At 68.9% G+C, this 24,164-nt stretch carries 20 protein-coding genes and 1 other RNA gene; 12 read left to right on the top strand and 9 right to left on the bottom strand.

The features are described from left to right. Positions 1-68 precede the first annotated feature (68 nt). Positions 69-1,361, bottom strand: a complete 1,293-nt coding sequence (locus tag A5673_RS00215; protein ID WP_082958467.1) for a cytochrome P450 — start codon at positions 1,359-1,361, stop codon at positions 69-71. 227 nt (positions 1,362-1,588) lie between these two features. Here A5673_RS00215 and A5673_RS00210 point away from each other — a divergent pair, with 227 nt between their 5' ends. Next, positions 1,589-2,215: an FHA domain-containing protein gene (locus tag A5673_RS00210; RefSeq protein ID WP_068226492.1), complete on the top strand. Its 627-nt coding sequence runs from the start codon at positions 1,589-1,591 to the stop codon at positions 2,213-2,215. Positions 2,216-2,227: 12 nt separating this feature from the next. Here A5673_RS00210 and A5673_RS00205 read toward each other — a convergent pair whose 3' ends face one another. Beyond that, the gene (locus tag A5673_RS00205) at positions 2,228-2,989 is read right to left on the bottom strand and encodes an RNA polymerase sigma factor (RefSeq protein ID WP_068226491.1); all 762 of its coding nucleotides are present in this window, start codon (positions 2,987-2,989) and stop codon (positions 2,228-2,230) included. A 226-nt stretch (positions 2,990-3,215) separates the two neighbouring features. Here A5673_RS00205 and A5673_RS00200 point away from each other — a divergent pair, with 226 nt between their 5' ends. From A5673_RS00200 to A5673_RS00190, 3 genes are all read left to right on the top strand, one after another. Then, positions 3,216-5,822, top strand: coding sequence for an FAD-dependent oxidoreductase (locus A5673_RS00200; protein WP_068226639.1), 2,607 nt, complete (start codon positions 3,216-3,218; stop codon positions 5,820-5,822). 99 nt (positions 5,823-5,921) lie between these two features. Further along, positions 5,922-6,170: a hypothetical protein gene (locus tag A5673_RS00195; protein ID WP_068226490.1), complete on the top strand. Its 249-nt coding sequence runs from the start codon at positions 5,922-5,924 to the stop codon at positions 6,168-6,170. Between the two features lie 22 nt (positions 6,171-6,192). Further along, positions 6,193-6,393, top strand: coding sequence for a hypothetical protein (locus tag A5673_RS00190; protein WP_068226489.1), 201 nt, complete (start codon positions 6,193-6,195; stop codon positions 6,391-6,393). A gap of 10 nt (positions 6,394-6,403) precedes the next feature. Here the strand turns inward: A5673_RS00190 and A5673_RS00185 are convergent, their stop codons facing one another. Beyond that, positions 6,404-7,930, bottom strand: a complete 1,527-nt coding sequence (locus tag A5673_RS00185) for a molybdopterin-dependent oxidoreductase (protein ID WP_068226488.1) — start codon at positions 7,928-7,930, stop codon at positions 6,404-6,406. 121 nt (positions 7,931-8,051) lie between these two features. Here A5673_RS00185 and A5673_RS30375 point away from each other — a divergent pair, with 121 nt between their 5' ends. Continuing rightward, positions 8,052-8,825, top strand: a complete 774-nt coding sequence (locus tag A5673_RS30375) for a PE family protein (RefSeq protein ID WP_082958465.1) — start codon at positions 8,052-8,054, stop codon at positions 8,823-8,825. A 74-nt stretch (positions 8,826-8,899) separates the two neighbouring features. On the opposite strand, the gene A5673_RS00175 is transcribed toward A5673_RS30375, so the two are convergent. Further along, complete coding sequence (locus A5673_RS00175; RefSeq protein WP_068226486.1) at positions 8,900-10,399, bottom strand: aldehyde dehydrogenase family protein; 1,500 nt, start codon at positions 10,397-10,399, stop codon at positions 8,900-8,902. A gap of 74 nt (positions 10,400-10,473) precedes the next feature. Between A5673_RS00175 and A5673_RS00170 the strand changes: the two genes are divergently transcribed. Beyond that, positions 10,474-11,556, top strand: a complete 1,083-nt coding sequence (locus A5673_RS00170; protein ID WP_068226638.1) for a Zn-dependent alcohol dehydrogenase — start codon at positions 10,474-10,476, stop codon at positions 11,554-11,556. Between the two features lie 3 nt (positions 11,557-11,559). Here A5673_RS00170 and A5673_RS00165 read toward each other — a convergent pair whose 3' ends face one another. After that, entirely contained in the window at positions 11,560-11,754 is a 195-nt protein-coding gene (locus tag A5673_RS00165; protein WP_068226485.1) for a ferredoxin, read from the bottom strand. Beyond that, entirely contained in the window at positions 11,751-12,920 is a 1,170-nt protein-coding gene (locus A5673_RS00160; protein WP_068226484.1) for a cytochrome P450, read from the bottom strand. The genes A5673_RS00165 and A5673_RS00160 overlap by 4 nt, the downstream gene beginning before the upstream one ends. A gap of 120 nt (positions 12,921-13,040) precedes the next feature. Between A5673_RS00160 and rnpB the strand changes: the two genes are divergently transcribed. Then, positions 13,041-13,452: RNase P RNA component class A (gene rnpB / locus A5673_RS00155), an RNA gene on the top strand. 64 nt (positions 13,453-13,516) lie between these two features. Beyond that, positions 13,517-14,083, top strand: a complete 567-nt coding sequence (locus A5673_RS00150; protein WP_068226483.1) for a dihydrofolate reductase family protein — start codon at positions 13,517-13,519, stop codon at positions 14,081-14,083. A 19-nt stretch (positions 14,084-14,102) separates the two neighbouring features. Here the strand turns inward: A5673_RS00150 and A5673_RS00145 are convergent, their stop codons facing one another. The 3 genes from A5673_RS00145 to panB form a co-directional block, all read right to left on the bottom strand. Then, positions 14,103-15,602: a CYTH and CHAD domain-containing protein gene (locus A5673_RS00145; protein ID WP_068226482.1), complete on the bottom strand. Its 1,500-nt coding sequence runs from the start codon at positions 15,600-15,602 to the stop codon at positions 14,103-14,105. Between the two features lie 83 nt (positions 15,603-15,685). After that, positions 15,686-16,852 (bottom strand): cellulase family glycosylhydrolase, encoded by a 1,167-nt coding sequence (locus A5673_RS00140; RefSeq protein ID WP_068226481.1) that lies wholly within the window; start codon positions 16,850-16,852, stop codon positions 15,686-15,688. 189 nt (positions 16,853-17,041) lie between these two features. Next, on the bottom strand, positions 17,042-17,887 hold the full coding sequence (panB, locus tag A5673_RS00135; protein ID WP_068226637.1) for a 3-methyl-2-oxobutanoate hydroxymethyltransferase: 846 nt from the start codon (positions 17,885-17,887) through the stop codon (positions 17,042-17,044). Between the two features lie 133 nt (positions 17,888-18,020). Here panB and A5673_RS00130 point away from each other — a divergent pair, with 133 nt between their 5' ends. From A5673_RS00130 to glnA, 4 genes are all read left to right on the top strand, one after another. Further along, positions 18,021-19,412: a wax ester/triacylglycerol synthase family O-acyltransferase gene (locus tag A5673_RS00130; RefSeq protein WP_068226480.1), complete on the top strand. Its 1,392-nt coding sequence runs from the start codon at positions 18,021-18,023 to the stop codon at positions 19,410-19,412. Between the two features lie 52 nt (positions 19,413-19,464). Further along, the gene (locus A5673_RS00125; RefSeq protein WP_156747736.1) at positions 19,465-21,027 is read left to right on the top strand and encodes an alpha/beta hydrolase; all 1,563 of its coding nucleotides are present in this window, start codon (positions 19,465-19,467) and stop codon (positions 21,025-21,027) included. A gap of 152 nt (positions 21,028-21,179) precedes the next feature. Beyond that, on the top strand, positions 21,180-22,739 hold the full coding sequence (locus A5673_RS00120; RefSeq protein ID WP_156747735.1) for an alpha/beta hydrolase: 1,560 nt from the start codon (positions 21,180-21,182) through the stop codon (positions 22,737-22,739). Between the two features lie 80 nt (positions 22,740-22,819). Continuing rightward, positions 22,820-24,160 carry a type I glutamate--ammonia ligase gene (gene glnA, locus A5673_RS00115; RefSeq protein WP_068226477.1) on the top strand — a complete coding sequence of 447 codons (1,341 nt, stop codon included), beginning with the start codon at positions 22,820-22,822 and terminating at the stop codon, positions 24,158-24,160. Positions 24,161-24,164 lie beyond the last annotated feature (4 nt).

Here is a 24,164-nt window from a genome sequence, read left to right as displayed (position 1 = left end):
ATCTTCCGCCCCCAGCGCACACGCGAAGCCGTCAATGCACATCCATCGAGACCGCTACCGCGAGATCGCTACCAGGCGAGGATTTCGTCGGCACATGAAGTCTGCTGAGTCGATGCCATGACCCGAGGCTCGGTGTCGAATTCGATTGGCAGCGTGATCGGTCCGGCGATTCCGGTCAGCGGCTTCCACGGGGCGGGGCCGGTGCGGCGGGCGTTGGGCATGCGCCGCGTCATGACCGCCAGGGCTTCGGCGAGCTCGAGTCGGGCCAGGTTCGCGCCGAGGCAGTAGTGCATGCCGGCGCCGAACGTCTGCATCGGCGGCGCGTCCTGTCGGGTGATGTCGAGGCGGTCGGGGTCGTCGAAAACGGCGGGGTCGCGGTTCGCGGACCCGGTGTGGGCGACGACCAGCGTGCCGGCCGGAATCATGACCCCGGCGATCTCGACGTCCTCGCGGGCGGTCCGCAGGGTCGCGGCGGCGATCGGCGAATGCCGCATCGTCTCCTCGACCGCGTTGGTCGCCAGCTCGGGGTGCTCGGCCAGCAGGGCCCACTGGTCGGGGTGGTCGACCAGCACGTGCACCGAGGCGGCCAGCTGATTGCGGGTGGTGTCGGTGCCCGCCATCAGCAGGCCCGCGGCCAGCATCCGCAGGTCGTCGGCGCTGAGGCGGTCGCCGTCGTCCTCGGCGCGGATCAGCTCGGAGATCAGGTCGTCGGTCAGCGTGTGCCGCCGCTGGGCCACCATCTCGTCGATATAAGCGTCGAGTTCATCCCACGCCGCCAGGATCGCCGGCTGGTGGGCCGCAACGTCCCAGCTGAAGGCCTTGAAGATGTCGTCGGTCCAGTTCGAGAACAGCTCCCAATCCCCGGCCGGGGCTCCCAACAGCGCGCAGATGATCGGGACGGGGAATTGGCGGGCGATGTCGGTGACCACCTCGCAGCGCCCCGTCGCGGCGTGGCGATCCACCAGCTCGGTGATCACCTCGACGATCGTCGTGCGCAGCCGCGCGGTGGCGCGCGGGGTGAAGGCTTGGGACACCAATCGGCGCAGCCGGTGGTGCTCGGGCCCGTCGAGGCTGATCAGGTTCGTCGCGACCCGCTCCCACAACGGGCCGCTCGTGATGCCTTGGGACGCAAGGAACATGCCTTGCGGCACGCGGAAGCGCGGGTCGCGCAGCACGGTCCGCACCAGTTCGTAGGTCAGCAACTCCGGCCCGTGCGGGCCGATGGCGATCGGCGCCTCGAGTCGCGCCGCGCTGATGATCTCGTGGGCCTCGTCAAGGCTCTGGCAGTGCTCATAGTCATACGTGGGCAGCCCGGCCGCGAAGACGTTCGGGCAGATCGGCGCGTCAACCGTGATGGTCATGGTGGCCCCCAGGCGTCGTCGGGCAACTACTTTCCTCACGAAGTCTTGGCGGTGCCAGGCCCGATCACACGCGTAGTCGACTACCTCATCTCGCGGGGCGGCGGCGCCGTCGACGCAGGTCGGTGGGGTGATGGTCAGGCGACGAGCGGTTCGGCGCCGGCCGACTTGCGATACTGGGGTGAGCTCTGAGCGGCAGGGTCAGAATTGGCCTGATAGGAGGGGTCAATATGTCTTCCCACTTGGAGGTGTGGAGACCGTCAGGGCGGGAGCTGATCGCGCTGAGTGGTGAACGAGTGACTCTCGGCAAGGCCTCGACCAATGCGGTGTCGCTCGAGCACGACACGACCGTGTCACGGGTACACGCCGTCTTGGAGAACTTCGGGCAAGCCTGGTCCGTACGGGATCTGGGTAGCCGCAATGGCACCTACGTCAACGGTGAAAAGATCGCCGCCGAACGGATCCTGCGGTCTGGGGACGAATTGCGGCTCGGCGGTTCGCGGTTGGTTTTCTGGATGACGAGGGCCGCTGACGAAGCACCGGCCGATCAAGAAACCGAAACTGGCAAGTCCATCTTGCGACCGCCCCGCATGACCCCGCGCGAACTCGACGTCCTCAAGGTCTTGTGCCGCCCCTTCGTCTCCGATGACCCGTTCCCCGAGCCCGCATCGGTTCGTCGGATGGCCCAGGAGCTATTCGTTACGGAGGCAGCCGTCAAGCAACATTTGCAACACCTGTATGACAAGTTCGGCATCAACACGGAGGGAGATCGCCGAGTCCGGCTGGCCAACGCGGCCATCCGGCTCGGGGCGGTCAACCGCTCCATGTTGCGTGACCGCCGCACGCAGCAAAAGTGAGCGCTCGTGTGACTATGACACCTTGTCGAGCACCCCGCCACCGAGCAGGGCTACGGCGTTGAGGACGTTGTGGCGGTATTCGTCGCATACGGTGCACGATTCGATATGGCGCGCAACGCGTTTACGCGTCAGGACAGTGAATTGCTCGTCCCAGCCGGACAGCTCCCCGGCGAGCCGGGGACATCCGTTGTCGCGAGCATGTCTGGCGACCAACAGCGCACCCAGCGAGCGTTCGACGGTGTCGCGCAGCCGCTGCAGCAGCTTATTGGTGGAGTCGTAGCTGATGCCCAGCCGTTGCGCGAGCTCGGTTCCGGTCACGCCGCGTCGGTAGGCAAGATCCAGCACGTGGCGGTCGCGCTCGGACAATCCGCCGGCCGCCTGGGCGATCAGTTGACGGAGTTCCTTTTGGGCCGTCAGCGTAAACGGCCCCGGACCGGTCGCCACGTGATCGGGCAGCTCGGCAAACGCGGCCTCACGGCGACGTTCGGACAGGGCCCGTAGCGCGCTGCGACGGGCAATGGCGTAGAGCCACGGCCTGAGCTTGTCCGCGTTGCGCAGCTTCGGCAACTCTGTCGTCGCGATGCAGAAGACCTCCTGCACGCAATCTGAGGCCGCGTGGCGATCGCGCATCAGGCCCAGACAATAGGCGTTCAACGGGGAGGCGTAGCGGTTGTAGATCGCGGCCAGCGCGGCGCGATCGCCGGCCGCCGCGGCGCGGGCGAGGTCCGTGTCGCTGACGATGCGGCTCTTCGGCAGTGTGGTCATGAAAGTCATGACTGAAATGCTCGGGGCGGGACGTTGACTGCGTAATTGCCGCGGAAGCCAGATTTCGCTCCCGTGAGGAAAGGGTTTCCTATCCGTTTGGTAAGTGACCGGGCGAGCCGGCCCGGGGTGGGGACCCCACATCGCCAGCGCGAGACGGTGACGGTTTTCGAGAATTTGCGTGATCGGGTAGTGCGGTACCCATGACAGCGGGCCGGCGCGGCGTGATCATCAGATGATGACCGACACAGCCAGCACGGATCCGTCGACGCCGGACGTCGACGTCATCGTCGTGGGCGCGGGAATCGCGGGCCTCTACCTTGCCTACCGCCTGAGCCGCGCCGGATACCGATTCCGCGTGTTCGAAGCGGGCGACGACCTCGGCGGCACCTGGTACTGGAACCGGTATCCGGGTGCCCGGGTTGACGTGCCCAGCGTCGACTACATGTACAGCTTCGACCCCGACTGGCAGCGGGACTGGCAATGGTCGGAGAAGTACGCCACCCAGCCGGAGATTTTGAGTTACCTGAACCATGTGGCCGACAAGCACGACCTGCGGCGCCACATCAGCTTCTCCACCCGCGTCGAGCGGGCACGCTGGGACGCCGACGCGTCGCGCTGGCACGTCACCACCGAACCCGGCGACGAGATCACCTGCCGTTTCGTCGTGATGGCCACCGGCTGCCTGTCCATGCCCAAGCCGGCCGAGGTGGACGGGCTCGAGCGGTTCGCCGGTGACGTCTACTTCACCAGCGCCTGGCCGCACGAGCCCGTCGATTTCACCGGCAAGCGGGTGGCCGTGATCGGCACGGGTTCCTCCGGGGTGCAATCGATTCCGATGATCGCCCGGGACGCGCGACAGCTGGTGGTGTTTCAGCGGACGCCGAATTTCTCGATCCCGGCGCGCAATGGCCCGCTACCGGCCGGGAAGCTCGCACAAGTGGTGAATGACGCCGAATACCGTGCGGCGGCAAAGGTTTCGCCCGCCGGCATTCCGATGGAGCGCGACATCACCCCGACGTTCGGCGTCTCGGAAACCGAACGCCAACGGCGTTATGAGCGCGCCTGGGAGGACGGCTTGCTGTTCGAGGCGATCAACGTCTTCGCCGATGTGCTGAGCAATCCCGCGGCCAACGAAGAATACGCCGAGTTCGTCCGGAACAAGATTCGCTCGATCGTCGACGATCCACAGACCGCCGACGAGCTGTGCCCCACCGATCACCCGCTGGCGGCGAAACGGCCGTGCCTCGACACCGACTACTACGCCACCTACAACCTGCCGCACGTGCGCCTGGTCAACGTCCGGAGGCATCCGATCCGCCAGGTGACCGAAACGGGCATCGACACCGCCGACGAGTCGTTCGCTTTTGACGCGATCGTCTTCGCCACCGGATTCGACGCCGTGACGGGCGCGATCACGGCCGTCGACATCAGGGGCCGTAATGGCCTGGCGCTCAAGGACAAATGGGCCGACGGACCGCAGACTTACCTCGGCCTAACCACGGTCGGCTTCCCGAACTTGTTTTTCATCACCGGTCCCGGCAGCCCGTCGGTGTTGACGAACATGGTCGTTTCGATCGAACAGCACGCCGACTGGGTGCTCGACTGCCTCGCCCACCTGAGCGCGGGCGGCTTCGAGGTCATCGAGCCCACCGAACTGGCCGAAGCCGGGTGGACGCAACACGTCAACGACTGCGCCGACATCACCCTCTACCCACAGGCGAACTCGTGGTACATGGGCGCCAACGTGCCGGGCAAGCCACGAGTCTTCCTGCCGTACTGCGCGGGCTTCGACTTCTACCGCGCCGGCTGCGACGAGGTGGTCGCCCGCGGTTATCTGGGCTTCACCTTGTCCGGTCCCCACGGCTCGCAGTGCAACGACGGGGTGGTGCGCCGGCTGCAGCCCGACGTCGAGATGGTCCTCGAGGCGATGGCGGCGCTGCAACTGCCGCCGATGGAATCGATGGCCGTGGCCGACGCCCGCGCCTTCTACGATCAGATGGCTGTGACCCGACAGCCGGGGCCGGACGTCGGCGAGATCGTCGACGGTGTGTTGCCCGGCGCCGCAGGCGATCTGGCGTACCGGCTCTACCGGCCGTCGAGCCCGGGCCCGCATCCGATCGTCGTGTACTTCCACGGCGGCGGCTACGTGCTGGGCGACGCGATCTCGGATGATCCGCTGTGCCGCGACCTTTGCGTGCGCAGCGACGCGATCGTCATCTCGGCGGACTACCGCCACGCGCCGGAGCACCGATTCCCGGCGGCGGTCGATGACGCCATGGCCGCGGTGCGGTGGGTCGCCGACAACGCCGAGGGGCTGGGTGGCAGACCGGGGCAACTCGCCGTGTGCGGCTGGAGCGCGGGCGGCGGGCTCGCGGCGGTGACATGCCGGCTGGCGCGGGACTCGGGCGGACCCACCATCGCCGGGCAGGTGTTGTTGGCGCCGTGCACGGCGGGTGACACCACGCGCGCATCCTTCATCGAGAATGCGGACGGCTTCGGCCTGACGACAGCGCTGCTCGAGTGGTTCTACGACCACTACATCGACGCGGTGGACCGCGGCGACCCACGCTTCGCGCCGTTGCGTGCCGACGATCTGTCCGGGCTCCCGCCGGCGATCGTGGTGACGGCCGAGTTCGATCCCCTGCGCGACGACGGCGCGGCCTACGCCGCTGCGCTGCAGGCGGCGGGAGTCCCGACGGAGTACATCTGCGCCCGCGGCCACACCCACCAGTCGCCGGCGATGGTCGACGTAGTCATCTCGGGTGCACCGATACGCGCACGGATGGCGGACGCGCTGCGGCGGATGTTTGTCGCGACGCGCACGCCCGAGCCGGCCTCCTGAGCAGTTTCACGAGAGTGCCTGGCGCAGGCCCGCTTCCCGAGGGTCGCCCGATCTCGGAGATACTGCGCTGCAAGGAAAGCATTGGAAAGGAACCCAGCGATGGCCATCACACGCGCGGAAGCGGCGCAATACGTCAAGCAAGCCGGAGGCCTGAAACTGGTCGTCTTCGGCGCCGACGGGCACGAGGTCGCGGCGATGTTCGTCCAGGGCTCGGTGACCTACGACCAGGAGGAGGCGCGGTTCATCGCGGTTGCCGGGGATGGCCGCGCGGTGGGGGAGCTGTTCGTCGACGAAACGGTCGGCTACGACGAGAGCACCGACGCCTTCGTCATCCGTACCGCGCGATAGCCGGTTCGCCTAGCATCGCCCTATGCGAAGGACTTTCGTCGTGACGCTGGCGTTGGGTCTGCTCGTCGCGCTGTTCGGCCTGATCTGGGCGCTCCAGGGATTCGGGGTGCTGCTCGGTAGCCCGATGAGCAACACCACCACCTGGTCGATCATCGGCCCGATCACCGTGCTGATCGGCCTGGCGATCGCGGTATTCAGCTGGCGCAAACTCTCGTCGAAGTAGCGCTGCAGGCCTACGCCACGGTGAAGTCCACCGTGTGCCAGCCGGTGGCGCCGTCCGGGACGCTACCCACCTGATCCGCGGTTTGGACGGCGCCGGTGTTGTCGGTGGCGCGCACGGTGATGGTGTGTTTTCCGGGGGCTGTCGCCTGCCAGGGAAAGCTCCACAGGCGCCACGTGTCGTTGGAATAGCTCGCGCCCTGTTGCGCGGGCTGCCAGCCGCCGTCGTCGACGCGGACCTCCACCGCGCGCACGCCACGGTTCTGTGCCCACGCCACGCCCCCGAACACCACGGGTCCGATCGGAATCTGCTGACCGTTCTTCGGCACGTCAATCCGCGACTCCGTCTTGATGGGTGCGCGCGCCGCCCAACCCTGCCGAGTCCAGTACGCCTTCGCTTTGTCGAAGCGGGTCAGCTCCAGCTCGACGACCCATTTGGTGGCCGACACGTACCCGTACAGCCCGGGCACCACCAGCCGGGCCGGGTAGCCGTGCTCGATCGGCAGCGGCTGGCCGTTGAGGCCGACGGCCAGGAGCGCGGCGCGGCCGTCGGTGAGCGCCTGTACCGGTGTGCCGGCGGTGAACCCGTCGGTCGACGTCGACAGCACCATGTCGGCATCCCCGTGCACACCGGCCGTGGCCAGCAGATCGGCCACCCGGTAGCCCGTCCAGACGCCGGTCGAAATCAGGTTTCCCCCAACGGGATTCGATACGCAGGTTAGGGTGGTCACCGTTTCGACGACGTCGAAGTGGGCGAGATCGTCGAAGCTGTAGGTGGCTTCGTGGTCCACCATCCCGTGGATGCGCAGCCGCCAGTCGCCGCGGCTGAGTTGGGGAACGACCAGCGCGGTGTCCACCCGGTAAAAGTCGCCGCTGGGCGTGACGAACCTCGGTAGCGCAACGCCGTTGGGTTGCACATCGGCGGGGATCGGCGGAGCCGGCGTGCGCGGCCGCGGCAGCGCGAAGGTGGTGCGGTCGGCGGCCACCGAGTGGACCAAGCGTGTGATGACCGCACCCGCCACGCCGCTGATCACGCCGAAGCCGAGCAGTCCGTAGCCGAGCAACCGGCGCCTGCCGGCGTCCGGCTCGTCATCCGAGGCCGCCGCGCCGGGTCGGACGCGACGGGTCAGCACGCGCAGGGCCGCAACGCCGCAGGCCGCGCCCGCGAGGGTGGGGACGGTGTCGAGCGCGGCCGCGCCCGGCCGCGACAGCACTGCGAGGCAGCCGAGGACGCCCGCCGCGGCGATCACGGCGCTGCCCAGCGGGCGGCGCGGGGTTTCCAGGGTCCCGGCGATGGCGGCGATGCTGGCGATGACCACGAGCACCACGACCGCGAGGAAGGGTTTGTCCAGGGAGCCCAGTGTCTGAATCGCCCATTCTTTGACGGGCCCCGGCGTCAGGTCGACGACCACGGTGGAGACGGCGGTACGCGCGTTGGCGCGCGCCCCGAACGGGATACCCACGAGCTCGGCCACGCCGAGGGAGACGGACGCCGCGGCGACGCCGGCGATCATCCGCTCATTCGACGGGGCAGCGGCCATCGGGCTTACTGTACTCGCGTTGCGCGCGTTCCCTTCTGCGGAAGTCGGGACCGAAAGGCCGCCCGGCGGTACGCTTTTGCTTTGGATCACCGGGTGATCGCTGTCGGGCTAGGAGGCGGCCATGTCCTTTATGGCGGTGGTGCCGGAGGTTGTCGGCCAGGCGGCCGGTCAGCTGGAGAACATCGGCTCGGCGCTGAGTGCGGCCCATGCCTCGGCGGCGGGCCCGACGACCAGCGTGGTGGCCGCCGCGGGTGACGAGGTGTCGGTGGCGATCGCCGCATTCTTTTCCAGCCACGCCGAGCAGTATCAGGCGCTCAATGCGCAGGCGGCGGCCTTTCATTCCCAGTTCATGACCTTGCTGAACGCCGGCGCGGCTTCCTATCTGGGCACCGAGCTCGCCAATGCGCAGGCCGCCGCCGCGCCCCCCGGCTTCCAGGCCATCGGCGCCGAAATCCTGTCCGTGCTGCAGGGCAGCAGCGCGCAGCAAATCGAGCTCCCCCTTGACTTGGTAGGTCCGTTGGTGGTCGCGACGGGCCCGTTGGCACAGGGCGGGACCGCGTTTGTCAGCGCCTTGCAGGCCGGGAACCCGGCCGGCGCCATGGCAGCACTCTCCAGTGCCGGCCCGAGCGTCGGGACCGCGTTGCTCTACGGCCAGGACACGGTGTCCATCCCGCTGCCCGGGTCGGTACCGAGTGTGCAGACCGTAGCGCTCAACATTCCCTTCGGCGGGCTCCTGGCACCCCTGCAGCCGGTCACGGTGGCCGTGACGACCACCGGGAACCCGCCGATCATCGCCCCGACGGGGTTCGAGGTGGGCGGCTTCGTGACCAACCTGCAGGAGAACGGACCCGAAGTGGCTCTCGCACTGCTCCTGTTGGGTGTCTCGTTCGTATAGCGCGTGTGCGGCCAGGGCTTTCGGTGTGAGCCCGCACGGCACACGCGAAGTCGTCAGCCACACTCGACGACGGGCTAGCCCGGGACGGGATGCCGCACGAACGTCCGCGGCTGGGTGAACGCGCGGATCCCGTCCACGCCGAGCTCGCGGCCGAGGCCGGACTGGCCGCAGCCACCGAAGGGCAGCCGCGGATCCTGGGCGGCCAGGCCGTGGCAGTTGACGCTGACCGTGCCCGCGACGAGCTGGCCGGTGACCCGATCGGCCAGCTCGTCGTCGCCGGTCCAGACCGATGCGGTGAGGCCGAATTCCGTTGCGTTGGCGGCGGTTACGGCGTCCTGGACGGCGTCGTACCCGAACAGGGGCAGCACCGGGCCGAACTGCTCCTCGGTGGCCAGCCGCGAGTCCGGCGCCACGCCGGTGACCACGGTCGGCAGCACGAAATACCCACCCGAGGCGGCGTCCTCCTCGCGGATCCGCCCGCCGGTGCGCACCTTTGCGCCCCTGGCCTCGGCGTCACCGACGAGCGCGGCGATCCGGTCACGGCCGGCGGCCGTGTGCAGGGGGCCGAGCGTGGTCTCGTCGGCGAGGCCGTCGCCGATCACCTCGCGTTCGCAGCGGGCGAGGACCGCCTCGGCCAGCTCGCCGACCCGCTCCGCGGGCGCATACAGCCGCTTGATCGCCATGCAGACCTGGCCGCCGGTGGTGTAGGTCGCCGTCACCAGCCGCTCGACCAGCTCTTCGGTGACCTCGATGTCGGGGGCGATGATCGCGGCGTCGTTGCCGCCGAGTTCGAGCAGCACCGGGGTGAGGCGCGCGGCCGCCGCCGCCATGACGGCGCGTCCGGTGGCCACCCCGCCCGTCAGCGAGATGAGGTCGATGCCCGGGTGTGTGACCAGCGCCTGGGCGAGCTCGCTGCCGGGGCCGGCCAGCACGTTGACCACGCCCGGCGGCAGCGCCGCGGCCAGCGCCCCGGCCAGCCGCAGCGCCGCCAGCGGGCAACTGGGCGGCACCTTGACGACGACGGTATTACCCGCGCTCAGCGCCGACGCCAGCTTCGTCATCGCCAGCGCGAGTGGCCAGTTGAACGGCAGCACCAGCGCGGCCACGCCGTACGGCTCCCGGTGCAGGCGCGGGAAGGGGGCGTTCGGGTCGATGAGTTCGGGCGCGACCGCGGCCTCGGCCATCGACCCGATCAGCGCCGCCAGGCTGGGTCCGGTGCTGATCTCGAAGTTGGCCTCGCTCAGCACCTTTCCGTGCTCGCGGGTGTACAGCGTCGCGCCGTCGCCGGCGATTAGCTGTTCGGCGGCGGTGGCCGCCGCGGCCGTCAGGGCGGCGACCCGCTCGGCGACGCCCAGCGCCCGCCACCCGGACGCCGCCCGCCGTGCCGCGGCCACCGCGGCGTCGAGTTGGGCGCGGTCGGCGGCGGGGGCGTGGCCGACGACCTCGGCCGGCCGCGCGGGGTTGCGCACCGCGTAGCTTCCGGCGGCTCCGGCCTGTCCCTGGCCGCCGATCGTCAAAAACGGCTCGTCACCTGCCGTTTGGCTGTCGCGCGTGATCGTCGTTGATCCCGTCATGCCCGTCTCCCTTGACCCGGTGCGGTTGTCCAGCCATCGTAGGTCGCTATGACCTGCATCACAGTGTGGACCCCGTGAAAGCCATCGTGCTGCGCGAGGTCGGGCAGCCCACCGCGGTGGAGGAGCTCGCGCTACGGCCCCTCGCGCCGACCGAGGTACGGGTGCAACTGCGCGCCAGCGGCGTGTGCCACAGCGACCTGTCGCTGCGCGACGGCGCGATACCGACGCTGCTGCCGTCGACGCTCGGGCATGAGGGCGCGGGTGTCGTCGCCGAGGTCGGCGCCGGCGTCACCACGGTCAGCCCGGGTGACCACGTCGTGCTGACCTGGAATGTGCCGTGCCGCTCCTGCCCGCACTGTCTGCGCGGCGAGGCCCAGCTGTGCGCGCACGGCTACGACCACGCCTACGGCGGTCCGTACGCGGAAAGCGCCGGCGGCCCGGTGTGGCCCGGCATGGGCGTCGGGTCGCTGGCCGAGGAGACGCTGCTGCCGGCCGCGGCGGTGGTGCCGGTCGACGAGTCGCTGCCGTTCGACCACGCCGCCCTGCTGGGTTGCGGCGTCACCACCGGGGTCGGCGCGGTGATGCGCACGGCGGCCGTCCGGCCGGGCGATAGTGTGCTCGTGATCGGCTGCGGCGGCGTGGGTTTGGCCGCCATCCAGGGGGCGCGGCTGGCCGGCGCCGGGCGGATCATCGCCGCCGACCGGGTGGCCGGCCAGCTTCCCGCCGCGGTGGCCAACGGGGCGACCGACACCATCGACGCGGGCGAGGTCGACCTCGTCGCCGCGGTGCGCGATCTCACCGGGGGCGCCGGCGTCGATCACGGGATCGAGGTGGTGGGCAAGCCCGCCACCATGCGCCTGGCCTACGAGGCCACCCGCCGCGGCGGCAAGGTCACCTTGGTCGGCGCCGCCGGGATCGCCGAGGAGGTGACGTTTCCAGCGTTGTCGTTGATGGCCGACGGCAAGACGGTGCAGGGCAGCGTCTACGGGGCCAGCGATCCGGCGCGCGACATCCCGGTGCTCGCCGAGCTCGCCCAGCGCGGCCGGCTGGACCTCGAGGCGTTGGTGACCCGGCGGATCGGCATCGACGACGTCGAGACCGCGTTCACCGACATGACCGCGGGCCGGGGCGCGCGCAGCGTGGTCTGTTTCGCCTAAAACCTACCGGGACAGCGTGATCGCCTGCTCCGGGCAGTTCTGCTCGCCGGCGACGGCCTGCGCCTCGAGGTCCCCCGAGACGTCGGCCACGAGCACGACGCAGTGACCGACCTCGTCGGCGTCGAACACGTCGGGCGCCAGCGTGTAGCAGCGCCCGTGCCCGGTGCAGCGGTCGGGATCGACGCTAACGTGGGTCATGCCGCCGGGAAGACCAGCGGCAGCGACTCCACCGAGCGCAGCGCCGCGGTGTACATCAACTGCGTGCCCGGCTTGATCTCGTAATCCGGTATGCGGCGGTGGAATTCGCGCAGCGCCACCCGCAGTTCCATGCGCGCCAGGTGGGACCCGAGGCAGCGGTGCGGCCCACCGCCGAACGCGCGGTGCCGGTTCGGGTTGCGGCTGAAATCCACCAGGTCGGGATCTGCGAACTCCGCGGGATCGGTGTTGGCCGCGCCGAGCAACGGGCTGACCCGCTCGCCCTTGCTGATCGGGCAGCCGCCCACCTCGGTGTCCTGCATGGCCACCCGGGCCACCCCGGGAACCGGTGTCTCCCAACGCAACAGCTCCTCGATGGCGCTCGGCAGGATGTCGGGCTGCTCGACGAGCTGGTGGCGGTGGTCGGGATGGCGGGCCAGGTACACGAAGAAGCAGTCGAGCGAGTCGGTGACCGTGTCCAGCCCCGCGATGAGGAAGAGGAAGCAGATGTCGAGCAGCTCCTCGCGAGACAGTGGCTGGCCCTCGATGGTGGCCGCGATCATCGCGGACAGCACGTCGTCGCGGGGGTTGGCGATGTGGTCGTCGATCGCGCGGTCGAAGTAGTCGTAGATTTGTTGCGCTGTGGGGGCGCCGGTCTCGTGGCGGCGGTCGAAGCCCGAGTCGCCCTCCGGCCGGATGATGTGGTCCTTCCACACCAGGAATTGGTCGAGATCCCCCAGCGGCAGGCCGAGCAACTGCAAAAAGACGGTGCAGGGCAGGGGGACCGCGAACTCCTCGTGGAAGTCGCACTCGCCGCGGCCGGCGAAGCGGTCGATCATCTGGTTCACCAGCTCGGTGACGCCGGGCTCGCGCCGGGCCATCTCGCGCGGGGTGAACAGCGGGTCGAGGATGCGGCGGTACTTGGCGTGCTCGGGCGGGTCGATCTGCAACGGGATCATCGGCCGGATGTTGCCGAGGTCGACGGCGTCCATGTTCGACGAAAACAGTTCGGTGTGCTTGAGCGCCATCTCGATATCGGCGAGGCGGCTGAGGACCACCGCCTGCGGGGAGCGGAACACCGGGGTCGTTTCGCGCAGCGCCTTGTACATCGGTTGTGGCTCAGCCAGACCCGTCACCGACTGATCGACGAATCCTTCGGTATCTGTCATGCGGTCAGCGTGGCACCAATACACTTATTTAGCAATGATTGATAAATTGCTCAATCGTCAAAGCCGCTCGTGAGATGCTGGTCAGCAGGTTGCGCAGCGGGTACCGTGGAGCGTCGCGGACGAGTTGGCCGGGCGACCGCGGCTCGCGTCGGTGAAAGCCGGTGTCGAGTCGAGGAAAGTCCGGACTTCACAGAGCAGGGTGATTGCTAACGGCAATCCGAGGCGACTCGCGGGAAAGTGCCACAGAAATCAAACCGCCACCCTCGCGGTGGTAAGGGTGAAACGGTGCGGTAAGAGCGCACCAGCATTCCGGGTGACCGGAGTGGCTAGGCAAACCCCACCCGAAGCAAGGCCAAGAAGGCCGCACCTGGTGCGGCCTCGCAGGCGTTCGAGGGTTGCTCGCCCGAGCCTGCGGGTAGGCCGCTCGAGGCACCCGGCGACGGTGTGTCCAGATGGATGGTCGCCGCCGCGCCGCCGTTGCTTATGCCGCGGCGGCGGGGAACAGAATCCGGCTTACAGGCCAACTCGTCCGCCCCGCCTCTACGACCGGGTGTGGCGTCGCGATGAGTTTTGCCCTCCGGTGCAGTCTGATCTGCATGGGCAAACTCATCTATGGCTTCAACGTGTCCGTGGACGGATACATCGCCGACGCACGAGGCAACATCGACTGGGCCGACCCGAGCGAAGAACTGCATCAGTACTGGAACGACTTCGAGCGGGAGACCGCCCTGTCGTGCTACGGGCGGCGCCTCTACGAACTGATGTCCGCGTATTGGCCGACCGCCGACACGGCCCCGGACGCCACCCCTCTGATCGTCGAGTTCGCCCGCACCTGGCGCGACATGCCGAAGGTCGTGTTCTCGCGCACCCTGGACTCCGTCGACTGGAACTCCCGCCTGGAACGCGGCGACCCGGTCGAGGTGGTAACGAAGCTGAAGGCCGAAACCGACGGCAGGCTGGAGGTGGCCGGCGCGACGCTGGCCGCACCGATCGTGCGGGCCGGGCTGGTGGACGAGTACCGGATCGTGGTCACACCCACCGCCGTGGGTGGCGGCACTCCGTTCTTCCCGACGCTGCCGTCATGGATCTCGCTGCGACTGTTGGAGAACCGCACCTTCCCGGGCGGCACGGTCCTGCTGCGCTACGAGGCCGAGCACGACTGATCGGGGCGCCCCACCAGACTCAGCGCACCGCCTTCGAGAGCCTGCGCAGCGCCTCGTCGAGCTGTTGGCGGCACCGCTCGGCCAGGTCGGCCTCCTGCTGATACAGCAGACCGTAGGTGAAGGTGTCCTCGCCGGCGGTGTGTGCGGCCTCGGCCTGGTGACCCAGGTGTTCGCGGCTGACCACGCTGTCCTGATGGTCGCCCAGCAGCGTCTGGATGACCTTCGCCTGCTCGGACACCCGCGCGGCGCCGGTGGCCGCCGCGGTGTAGCGAAGCCGCTTGGCGCGCTTGCGGATTCGGTGCAGCGCCAGGTCGAGTTCGGCTTCGGCGCCCGGTTCCACCGCCGCCGCGGCCTTGGCGGCCTTGCGGACCTTCTGGTAGGCCGCCTCGAGGGTCACAGGGGCCCCCTCGTCGCCCGGCGCGGCGGCGGGGATTTCCGCGACCCACGCGTCGAGGGCGTCGAGCAGGCGGAAGTATCGCTGCGAGCGCATCGCGATCAGCGACCGCCGCAGCCCGGTCTGGTAGCGGCGACGGGCACCCTCCACGAGGCGTTCGCGGATGCGGCCCCGCACCAGCTCCGGCGGCAGCTTGTCCAGCGCCCGTTGGTAGCGCTCGGCGAGCACCTCGGCGTCGCGGGCCACGCCCAGCACGTTGGCGAGTTCGCGCAATTCGTCCTGAATCCAGGCGATTCCGGACGATTCGGCCGCGCCCTGGGAGTCGGCCAGCAGGCTGCGGATCTTGCGGATGGTCACCCGCATCTGGTGCACGGCGTCGTAGGCGTCGGCACGCACCGCACGATCCCACACGAGCAGCTCGGCGACCTGCTCGGCCACCGCCCGGTGCACCGGGTCGGCAGGCTGCTGCGTCTCGTCGGGCCGCGCCGTTTCGCCGAGCACGCGGGCCAGCTTGGACCCGTGACCGGCGGGCGCGGCTCCGGCGTCGAGCAGCCGGTTGCTCAGCCGAGCCAACAGCTCGGTGTCGGCCGCCCCGTTGTTTTCGACCAACTCGAGTTCCCACTCGCGCCATTCCTGTTCGGCGGGGGGAGCCTCGGAGTTGCCGGCCGCCCACGCGGTGACGTGGTCGTTGCTGAATTCCGCCAGCGCCGCCCCGTCCGAGCCGTACAGCACCTGGGTTTCGCGTTCGGTGCTGATGCGTGCGACGGGTTCGAGCGGCCGTTCGCGGACGATCGCGAGCACGATGTCCCGCAACTCGCCGGGCACCTCCTGCTCCGACGCGTCCAGCGGCGCGCGAACCTCGGTGCGGGCTTCCGGGCCGGCCGGCAACTTCAAATGCCAGCCCGCGTCGTGACCGCCGGTGCGACGCCGCAGCGTGATCTTGTTGCGCGCCAGATCATGCGTCGGGGTGTCGAAATACGTCGCGTCCAGCGACTCGATCGGCGACTTGTCGACGTGATCGACGGCGGCGATGCCTTCGAACGACGGCGACACCGTGGACTCCACGACGTCGAACTTGCGCTCCACCTCCAGATGGCGCGAGGTGTTGGGCGCTTTGGCGGGCATTCTCGACTCCGATTGAGGCGGGAGGACGGGCACCCATAGGGTGCCATACCGCGGGGCGCGCGTGAGCGGCCGTTCCCCATCCGCTACGGGCTGAGGTGCATCGCCAGGCCCGCCAGGTGACGGATCGTTTGGCTTTCGCTGTTCCGGTAGGCCCGCCCGTCGGCGCCGAGGAGGTCGTGGAACCAGACGTCGGGGGGCTCCGAATAGGGGTGCTCCCACGAGTCCCAGGGGAAGTAGGTCTGGGTCTTGCCGGCGACCAGTCCCCAGTTGATCGCACCGACGTTATGCCCCTTGGCAATTGGCAGGATGCCCTCTACGGTGCTGCCGAGCGACCGGGCCAGGTACTCGGTGCACAGGATCGGCCTTCCGTGCGGTTCGAGCTCCGCGATGCGCGCCTCGAAGTCGGCCGGCTCGTCGTAGCTGTGGAACGTGACGACGTCGGAGTTGTCGAGCTGAATGCCGCGGATGGTGTCGCGCAGGTCCGCGTCCTCTTCGGGTTCGCCGTGCCACACGCCGCTCGTCAACGGTTGGCAGGGATCGGCCGAGCGTGCCCACGCGAACACCTGCGGAAGCAGGTCGGCGACGAGGTTCAGCTTGTCGTCCCGCTCGACCGCGCGGTAGTAGCGGGAGGGATTGTCGGGCTCGTTCCACAGGTCCCAGCCCAAAACCCGGTCGTCATTGCGGAATTGGGTCAGCACCGACGTGACGTAGCCGCGCAGGACGCGGGCGTAGCCGCGATCGCCCAGGCGGTCGGCGCCGGGACTCTGCACCCAGCCGGAGTTGTGCACGCCCGGCCTCGGTTCGGGTTGCCTGCCCGCATGCGGGAAGGGATCCCAGCAGGAGTCGAACAGCACGAACAGCGGTTTGATGCCGTGCCGCGCGGCGAGGTCGACGAACTGGGCGAGGCGGCCTTGGAATCCGCGGGCATCCTGGGTCCAGAGCTGATCGTGCAGGAAGACCCGGACGGTGTTGAACCCGTGGAGCTGGGCCCAGCCCAGCTCGGTGTCGATGCGTCCCGGGTCGTAGGTGTCGGCCTGAAACATCTCGAGTTGATTGATGGCGTTCGACGTCACGAAATTCGCGCCGACGAGCCAGCCCTGCGCCTGGTACCAGCGGTTGGCGCGGTCGGTGGACCAGCGGCTTGCATCCGGGGCGCCGCGGGGAGGTTGCGCGGTGGCGCGAGGTGCTCGGGCCAGGGCGGCGCCTCCTGCCAATAGCAGCGGCAACTTCAGGACCGTTCGGCGGTGCACGAAGCCACCACGAGTGCCGGTTATGTGGTCAACCCCCCGCCCGCGGAGTCGTGAATGTGTACATAAGAAATCGTACGCTCGCTGTCAGACAAGGGATTTCAGCAAATCCTTGTCTGGACAGGATCGACTTAACGAGCGGTCACAAGCCCGTCACGGCGAGCTCGTGGCAACTTCGAGCGGGGGTGAGGGTCAGAAGCAGTGCTCGTCGGCGGGGAACACGCCGCCGGCCACTTCCTCCGCGTATTGCGCTGCGGCGCCGCGCAACTCGCCGCCGATGTCGGCGAACCGCTTGACGAACCGGGCGGGCTTGCCGGTGCTCAGGCCCGCCATGTCCTGCCACACCAGGACCTGGGCGTCGCAGTTGGGCCCGGCGCCGATCCCGATGGTCGGGATGGTGAGCTTGCCGGTGATCTGGGTGGCCAATTCCGCCGGCACCATCTCCATCACGACCGAGAACGCCCCGGCCTCGGCGACGGCGATCGCGTCGTGCACGGTCTGTTCGGCGGCGTCGCCGCGGCCCTGCACCCGGAACCCGCCGAGGCTGTTCACGCTTTGCGGCGTGAAGCCGATGTGCGCCATGACCGGGATGCCCGCCGCGGTCAGGCAGGCGATCTGGTCGGCCACCCGCTCACCGCCCTCGAGCTTGACGGCGTGCGCGCCGCCCTCCTTCAAGAACCGGGTGGCGGCGGCCAGCGCGGCGGCCGGGCCCGCTTCGTAGCTGCCGAACGGTAGGTCGGCGACGACCATCGCGTGCTGGGCCCCGCGAGCCACGCCGCGAACCAGCGGGATGAGTTCGTCGACCGACACGGGCACCGTGGTGTCGTAGCCGTAGACGACGTTGGCGGCCGAATCGCCGACCAGCAACACCGGGATGCCGGCGTCGTCGAAGATCCTGGCGGTCGAATAGTCGTAGGCCGTGAGCATCGCCCACTTGTGGCCCTCGGCCTTCATTTTCTGCAGGTGGTGCGTGCGAATCTTGGTCGGCATCTTGGCGGGCGCGGACGAGTTTGCGCCGTAAACGTTCTGCTCAGACATCATTGTCCCTGGTAGTGGTCTGGTCGATCCTCGTGGCCCTTCAGGTCCCCGGGTTCGTCGGACTCGCACCATTCTGCCATTTGTTCAGGTCAATTGCACCGCCCGAGTGGTGTGAGACATACCATTGGCGGCCATGCAGCGGCTCAGCGGACTCGACGCCAGTTTCCTCTACCTGGAGACCCCCTCGCAGCCCATGCACGTTTGCTCGATCGTGGAGGTGGACACCTCCACGATGCCGGGCGGCTACACCTTCGAGCGGCTGCGCGACGCGTTGACCCTGCGCCTGCGGGCGATGCCGCAGTTCCGGGAGAAGCTCGCCGACAGCCCGCTGAACCTCGACCACCCGGTGTGGGTGGACGACGAGGACTTCGACGTCGACCGCCACCTGCACCGCATCGGGTTGCCGCCGCCGGGCGGCCGCAGCGAGTTGTCGGAGATCTGCGGCCACATCGCGTCGCTGCCGCTGGATCGGGGGCGGCCACTGTGGGAGATGTGGGTCATCGAAGGGGTGGCGGGCACCGATTGCCACGCCGACGGACGCGTGGCGGTGATGACCAAGGTGCACCACTCCGGGGTGGACGGTGTCACCGGCGCCAACCTGATGTCGCAGCTGTGCGCGACCGAGGCCGACGCGCCCGCGCCGGAGCCGGTGGAGGGCGTCGGCGGCGGCACCGGCTGGCAGATCGCGGCGGGCGGGCTGGTCCGGTTCGCCCGCCGCCCACTGCACCTGGCCAACGTCGTGCCCCAGACCGTGTCCTCGGTTGTCGCCACGGTGCGCAAGGCCGTCGAGGGCCAGGCGATGGCGCGTCCGTTCGCCGCGCCGCGGACGGCCTTCAACGCCAGCATCACCGGGCGCCGCAACATCGCCTACGCCCAGCTGGACCTCGAGGACGTCAAGAAGGTGAAGAACCACTTCGGCGTCAAGGTCAACGACGTGGTGATGGCCCTGGTGTCCGGGGTGCTGCGCCAGTACCTGGCCGAGCGCAATACCCTGCCCGAGGCGCCGCTGGTGGCGTCGGTGCCGGTTTCGGTCCACGGCAAGACCGATCGCCCCGGCCGCAACCAGGTTTCGGCGATGTTCTCCAGCCTGCACACCGACATCGCCGACCCGGTCGAGCGCCTGAGGGCCATCGCCGAAGCGAATTCTGTTGCCAAGCAGCATAGTTCGGCCATCGGGGCGTCACTGCTGCAGGACTGGTCGCAGTTCGCCGCGCCCGCGGTGTACGGGATCGCGATGCGGCTGTATGCGAGCTCGCGGTTGACCCAGAGCGCGCCGGTGCACAATCTGGTGGTCTCCAACGTCCCGGGCCCTCAGGTTCCGCTGTATCTGCTGGGGTGTGAGGTCAAGGCGATGTATCCGCTCGGGCCGATCTTTCACGGTTCGGGCCTCAACATCACGGTGATGTCGCTGTGCGGCACCCTGGACGTCGGGCTGATCTCGTGCCCGGAGTTGCTGCCGGACCTGTGGGAGATGGCCGACGACTTCGCGGTCGCGATGGAAGAACTGCTCACGGCGGCCGGGTAGTCAGGCGCACCGAACCGCTCATCAGAATCTCAGGTTGGCTCTGGCAGCATAGGTGAGCATGAGAGTGTCTCGCCGCGACAGGATCGCGCGCACGCTGCTGATCTGGACGGCGATCGCTGCCGTGGCGCTGACGGTCGCGGGCTGCCTGCGCGTGGTCAACGGACGCGCCCTCATGAAGTCACCGAAGCTGGGCCAGGCGGTGGAATGGACCCCGTGCCGCTCGTCCAACCCGAAAGCCAAGATCCCCAGCGGCGCGATGTGCGGCCGGCTCGCCGTGCCCGTCGACTACGACCACCTCGACGGCGACGTCGCGACCCTGGCAATGATTCGGTTTCCGGCGACGGGGGACAAGATCGGCTCGCTGGTGATCAATCCCGGCGGCCCCGGCGAGTCCGGCATCGAGGCCGCGTTGAGCGTCGTCCAGTCGCTCCCCAAACGGATCCGGGAACGGTTCGACCTGGTCGGCTTCGACCCGCGCGGGGTGGGCAACTCGCGGCCGGCGATCTGGTGCAACTCCGACGCCGACAACGACCGGCTGCGCACCGAGCCGAACGTCGACTACAGCCCCGCCGGGGTGGCCCACATCGAGGACGAGACCAAGCAGTTCGTCGCCCGTTGCGTCGACAAGATGGGCAAGAACTTCCTGGCCAACGCGGGCACCGTCAACGTCGCCCGCGACCTGGACGCCATCCGCGCGGCCCTGGGGGATGACAAGCTGACCTACCTCGGCTACTCGTACGGCACCCGGATCGGCTCCGCCTACGCCGAGGCGTACCCCACCAAGGTGCGGGCCATGATCCTCGACGGTGCCGTCGACCCCAACGCCGACCAGGTCGAGGCAGACCTGCGTCAGGCCAAGGGATTTCAGGACGCGTTCAACGACTACGCGGCGGACTGCGCCAAGCAGCCGACCTGCCCGCTGGGCACCGACCCGGCCAAGGCCGTCGCCGTCTATCACAGCCTGGTCGACCCGATGGTCGACCCGAACAACCCGATGGTGGGCAGGCCGATCCCGACGAAGGACCCCCGCGGGCTGAGCTACGCTGACGCCATCGTGGGCACCATCATGGCGCTGTACTCGCCGTCGCTGTGGCACCACCTGACCGACGGCCTGTCCGAGCTGGTGGACCACCGCGGCGACACCATGCTGGCGCTGGCGGACATGTACATGCGCCGCGACCCGAAGGGGCATTACACGAACGCCACCGACGCGCGGGTGGCGATCAATTGCGTTGACCAGCCGCCGATTACGGACCGCGCCAAGGTCATCGACGAAGACCGCCGGTCGCGGGAGATCGCCCCCTTCATGAGCTACGGCCAGTTCACCGGCGACGCCCCGCTGGGCACCTGCGCGTTCTGGCCGGTGCCGCCCACCAGCAAGCCGCACGAGATCTCGGCGCCCGGCCTGGCGCCGACGGTGGTTGTGTCGACGACGCACGACCCGGCGACCCCGTACAAGGCCGGGGTCGACCTGGCGAACGAGCTGCGTGGGTCGCTGCTGACCTTCAACGGAACCCAGCACACGGTGGTCTTCCAGGGAGACAGCTGCATCGACGACTACGTGACGGAGTATCTGCTCGGCGGCGGTACGCCACCCAGCGGCGCCAAGTGCTAGAAGCGGTGAGACTTCGCCGAGACTGCGCCCAGCGCGTGAATCCGGCGAATTTCTAGCGCTGAGTGCAGTCTCGATGCACTGGTGGCGACGCGCCGACGCGAGACCAAGCCGTGACCTTTTCGCGCTGTGACGGGTATTCGCGGCTGCAAATATTGACAGCCATGTCGCGCCGCAGACCGTTGAGCTCGGCGCTGCTGTCGTTTGGATTGTTGGTTGCGGGATCGCAGTTGCCGGTGGCGGCCGCGACTCCCGAGCCCGGTGCCGGCCAGACGCCGAGCCCGGCCCCGGCCGCCGCGGTGCGCCCACAGAACTGGGGCAGCTGCAACCAATTCCTGACCGACACCAGCGACCTTCCGACCGCCCAGTGCACCACCGTGTCCGTCCCGATCGACTACGCGAATCCGGGTGGCGCGCAAGCCAAGCTGGCCGTGATCAGGGTTCCCGCGACGGGCCGGCGGGCCGGAGCGCTGTTCATCAACCCGGGCGGACCGGGCGCGTCCGCGGTGGACATGGTCGCCGGCATGGCGTCGGACCTGGAGAACAGCGACATCACCCGCAATTTCGACCTGGTGGGGTTCGACCCGCGCGGGGTGGGCCACTCGACGCCACAGTTGCGCTGCCGCAGCGACGCCGACTTCGACGCGTTCCGGCGCGACCCGATGGTCGACTACAGCCCGGCCGGCGTGGCGCACATCGAGCAGGTCTACCGCCAGCTGGCCCAGCAGTGCGCGAACCGGATGGGCAATGCCTTCCTCGCCAACGCCGGCACCGCCTCCGTCGCGCGCGACATGGACGCGGTCCGCCAGGCGCTGGGCGACGACCAGATCAACTACCTCGGGTTCAGCTACGGCACCGAGATCGGCACCGCCTACCTCGAGGGCTTCGGCGGCCACGTCCGATCGATGGTGCTCGACGGCGCCATCGACCCGACGGTGGACCCGGTGACCGAAAACATCAACCAAATGGCCGGATTCCAAACGGCTTTCAACGACTACGCCACCGACTGCGCCCGCGCCGCGGGCTGCCCGCTGGGCACCGATCCGGCCCAGTTCGTCAGCCGCTACCACGCCCTGGTCGACCCCTTGGTCGCCCGGCCGGGCCGAACGTCGGATCCGCGTGGGCTGAGCTATGCCGACGCGACCACCGGCACCATCAACGCGCTGTATACCCCGCAGCACTGGAAGTACCTGACCAGCGGCCTGCTGGGGCTGGCTCGCGGCACCGACGCCGGTGACTTGCTGTTGCTGGCCGACGATTACGAGGGCCGGGACAAAAGCGGGCACTACACCAACGACCAGGACGCGTTCAACGGCGTGCGGTGCGTCGACGCGCCGACGCCGACGGACTCGGCGACGTGGGTGGCCGCCGACCAGAAGATGCGCCAGGTCGCCCCGTTCCTGAGCTATGGGCAGTTCACCGGCAGCGCCCCCCGCGACCTGTGCGCGTTGTGGCCGGTGCCCGCCACCTCACGGCCGCACGCCGCGCCGCCCGCCGCGCCGGGCAAGGTCGTCGTCGTCTCCACGACGCACGACCCGGCCACCCCGTATCAGGCCGGCGTGAACCTGGCCCGCCAATTGGGCGCCCCGCTGATCACCTACGACGGAACCCAGCACACCGCGGTGTTCAACGGTGACCAGTGCGTGGACACCGCGGTGGTGCGCTACTTCGTCGCCGGGGTGCTGCCGCCCGCGTCGCTGCACTGCCGGTCCTGAGCCGCCGCCGCGACGGTCCGCAACGGTTCTGAGCGGCCGTCGGTAACACGGATTTAACAGGCGTTGCCTACTGTCGGGTCATGGATCGACAGAAGGAATTCGTCCTCCGCACGCTAGAAGAACGGGACATCCGCTTCGTTCGGCTCTGGTTCACCGATGTGCTCGGCACGCTCAAGTCCGTTGCCATCGCGCCCGCCGAACTCGAAGGGGCCTTCGAGGAGGGCATCGGCTTCGACGGTTCCTCCATCGAGGGCTTCGCGCGCGTCTCGGAATCCGACACCGTGGCGAATCCGGACCCGTCGACGTTCCAGGTGCTGCCGTGGGCCACGTCGTCCGGCCACCACCACTCCGCGCGGATGTTCTGCGACATCACCATGCCCGACGGCTCCCCGTCGTGGGCGGACCCGCGCCACGTGCTGCGCCGCCAGCTGCAGAAGGCCAACGACCTGGGCTTTTCCTGCTACGTGCACCCCGAGATCGAGTTCTTCCTGCTCAAGCCCGGCCCCGACGACGGGTCGCGGCCCCTCCCGGTCGACACCGCCGGCTACTTCGACCAGGCCGTGCACGACTCCGCGTCCAACTTCCGCCGGCACGCCATCGAGGCACTGGAATTCATGGGCATCTCGGTCGAGTTCAGCCACCACGAGGGCGCGCCGGGCCAGCAGGAGATCGACCTGCGCTTCGCCGATGCGTTGTCGATGGCCGACAACGTGATGACGTTCCGCTACGTCATCAAGGAGGTCGCGATCGAGAACGGCGCGCGGGCGTCGTTCATGCCCAAGCCGTTCGCCGAGCACCCGGGCTCGGCCATGCACACCCACATGAGCCTGTTCGAGGGTGACGTCAACGCATTCCACAGCACCGACGACCCGCTGCAGCTGTCGGACGTCGGCAAGTCGTTCATCGCCGGGATCCTCGAGCACGCCTCGGAGATCAGCGCGGTTACCAACCAATGGGTCAACTCCTACAAGCGGCTGGTGCAGGGCGGCGAGGCGCCCACCGCGGCGTCGTGGGGGGCGGCCAACCGATCGGCGTTGGTGCGGGTGCCGATGTACACGCCGCACAAGACGTCCTCGCGGCGGGTCGAGGTCCGCAGCCCCGACTCGGCGTGCAACCCCTACCTGGCGTTCGCGGTGCTGCTGGCCGCCGGGCTCCGCGGGGTGGAGAAGGGCTACGTGCTGGGACCGCAGGCCGAGGACAACGTCTGGGACCTGACGCCCGAGGAACGGCTCACGATGGGCTACCGCGAGCTGCCCACCAGCCTCGACGCCGCGCTCAAGGCGATGGAGGCCTCCGAGCTCGTCGCGGAAACGTTGGGGGAGCACGTGTTTGACTTCTTCCTGCGCAACAAGCGCACGGAGTGGGCGAACTACCGCAGCCACGTCACGCCCTACGAGCTGAGCACCTACCTATCGCTGTAGCTCG

The sequence above is a fragment of the Mycobacterium sp. E3198 genome (genome assembly GCF_001667015.1).
Lineage (GTDB): Bacteria > Actinomycetota > Actinomycetes > Mycobacteriales > Mycobacteriaceae > Mycobacterium.
The sequence above is the reverse complement of the archived record's forward strand: the minus strand, read 5'-3'. Positions and strand labels throughout refer to the sequence as shown.

What these genes read in the sequence shown, in the direction of transcription:
- A5673_RS00215 (WP_082958467.1), bottom strand. Translation starts at nt 1,361, where the DNA reads ATGACCATCACGGTTGACGCGCCGATCTGCCCGAACGTCTTCGCGGCC.
- A5673_RS00210 (WP_068226492.1), top strand. Translation starts at nt 1,589, where the DNA reads ATGTCTTCCCACTTGGAGGTGTGGAGACCGTCAGGGCGGGAGCTGATC.
- A5673_RS00205 (WP_068226491.1), bottom strand. Translation starts at nt 2,989, where the DNA reads ATGACTTTCATGACCACACTGCCGAAGAGCCGCATCGTCAGCGACACG.
- A5673_RS00200 (WP_068226639.1), top strand. Translation starts at nt 3,216, where the DNA reads ATGACCGACACAGCCAGCACGGATCCGTCGACGCCGGACGTCGACGTC.
- A5673_RS00195 (WP_068226490.1), top strand. Translation starts at nt 5,922, where the DNA reads ATGGCCATCACACGCGCGGAAGCGGCGCAATACGTCAAGCAAGCCGGA.
- A5673_RS00190 (WP_068226489.1), top strand. Translation starts at nt 6,193, where the DNA reads ATGCGAAGGACTTTCGTCGTGACGCTGGCGTTGGGTCTGCTCGTCGCG.
- A5673_RS00185 (WP_068226488.1), bottom strand. Translation starts at nt 7,930, where the DNA reads ATGGCCGCTGCCCCGTCGAATGAGCGGATGATCGCCGGCGTCGCCGCG.
- A5673_RS30375 (WP_082958465.1), top strand. Translation starts at nt 8,052, where the DNA reads ATGTCCTTTATGGCGGTGGTGCCGGAGGTTGTCGGCCAGGCGGCCGGT.
- A5673_RS00175 (WP_068226486.1), bottom strand. Translation starts at nt 10,399, where the DNA reads ATGACGGGATCAACGACGATCACGCGCGACAGCCAAACGGCAGGTGAC.
- A5673_RS00165 (WP_068226485.1), bottom strand. Translation starts at nt 11,754, where the DNA reads ATGACCCACGTTAGCGTCGATCCCGACCGCTGCACCGGGCACGGGCGC.
- A5673_RS00160 (WP_068226484.1), bottom strand. Translation starts at nt 12,920, where the DNA reads ATGACAGATACCGAAGGATTCGTCGATCAGTCGGTGACGGGTCTGGCT.
- A5673_RS00150 (WP_068226483.1), top strand. Translation starts at nt 13,517, where the DNA reads ATGGGCAAACTCATCTATGGCTTCAACGTGTCCGTGGACGGATACATC.
- A5673_RS00145 (WP_068226482.1), bottom strand. Translation starts at nt 15,602, where the DNA reads ATGCCCGCCAAAGCGCCCAACACCTCGCGCCATCTGGAGGTGGAGCGC.
- panB (WP_068226637.1), bottom strand. Translation starts at nt 17,887, where the DNA reads ATGTCTGAGCAGAACGTTTACGGCGCAAACTCGTCCGCGCCCGCCAAG.
- A5673_RS00130 (WP_068226480.1), top strand. Translation starts at nt 18,021, where the DNA reads ATGCAGCGGCTCAGCGGACTCGACGCCAGTTTCCTCTACCTGGAGACC.
- glnA (WP_068226477.1), top strand. Translation starts at nt 22,820, where the DNA reads ATGGATCGACAGAAGGAATTCGTCCTCCGCACGCTAGAAGAACGGGAC.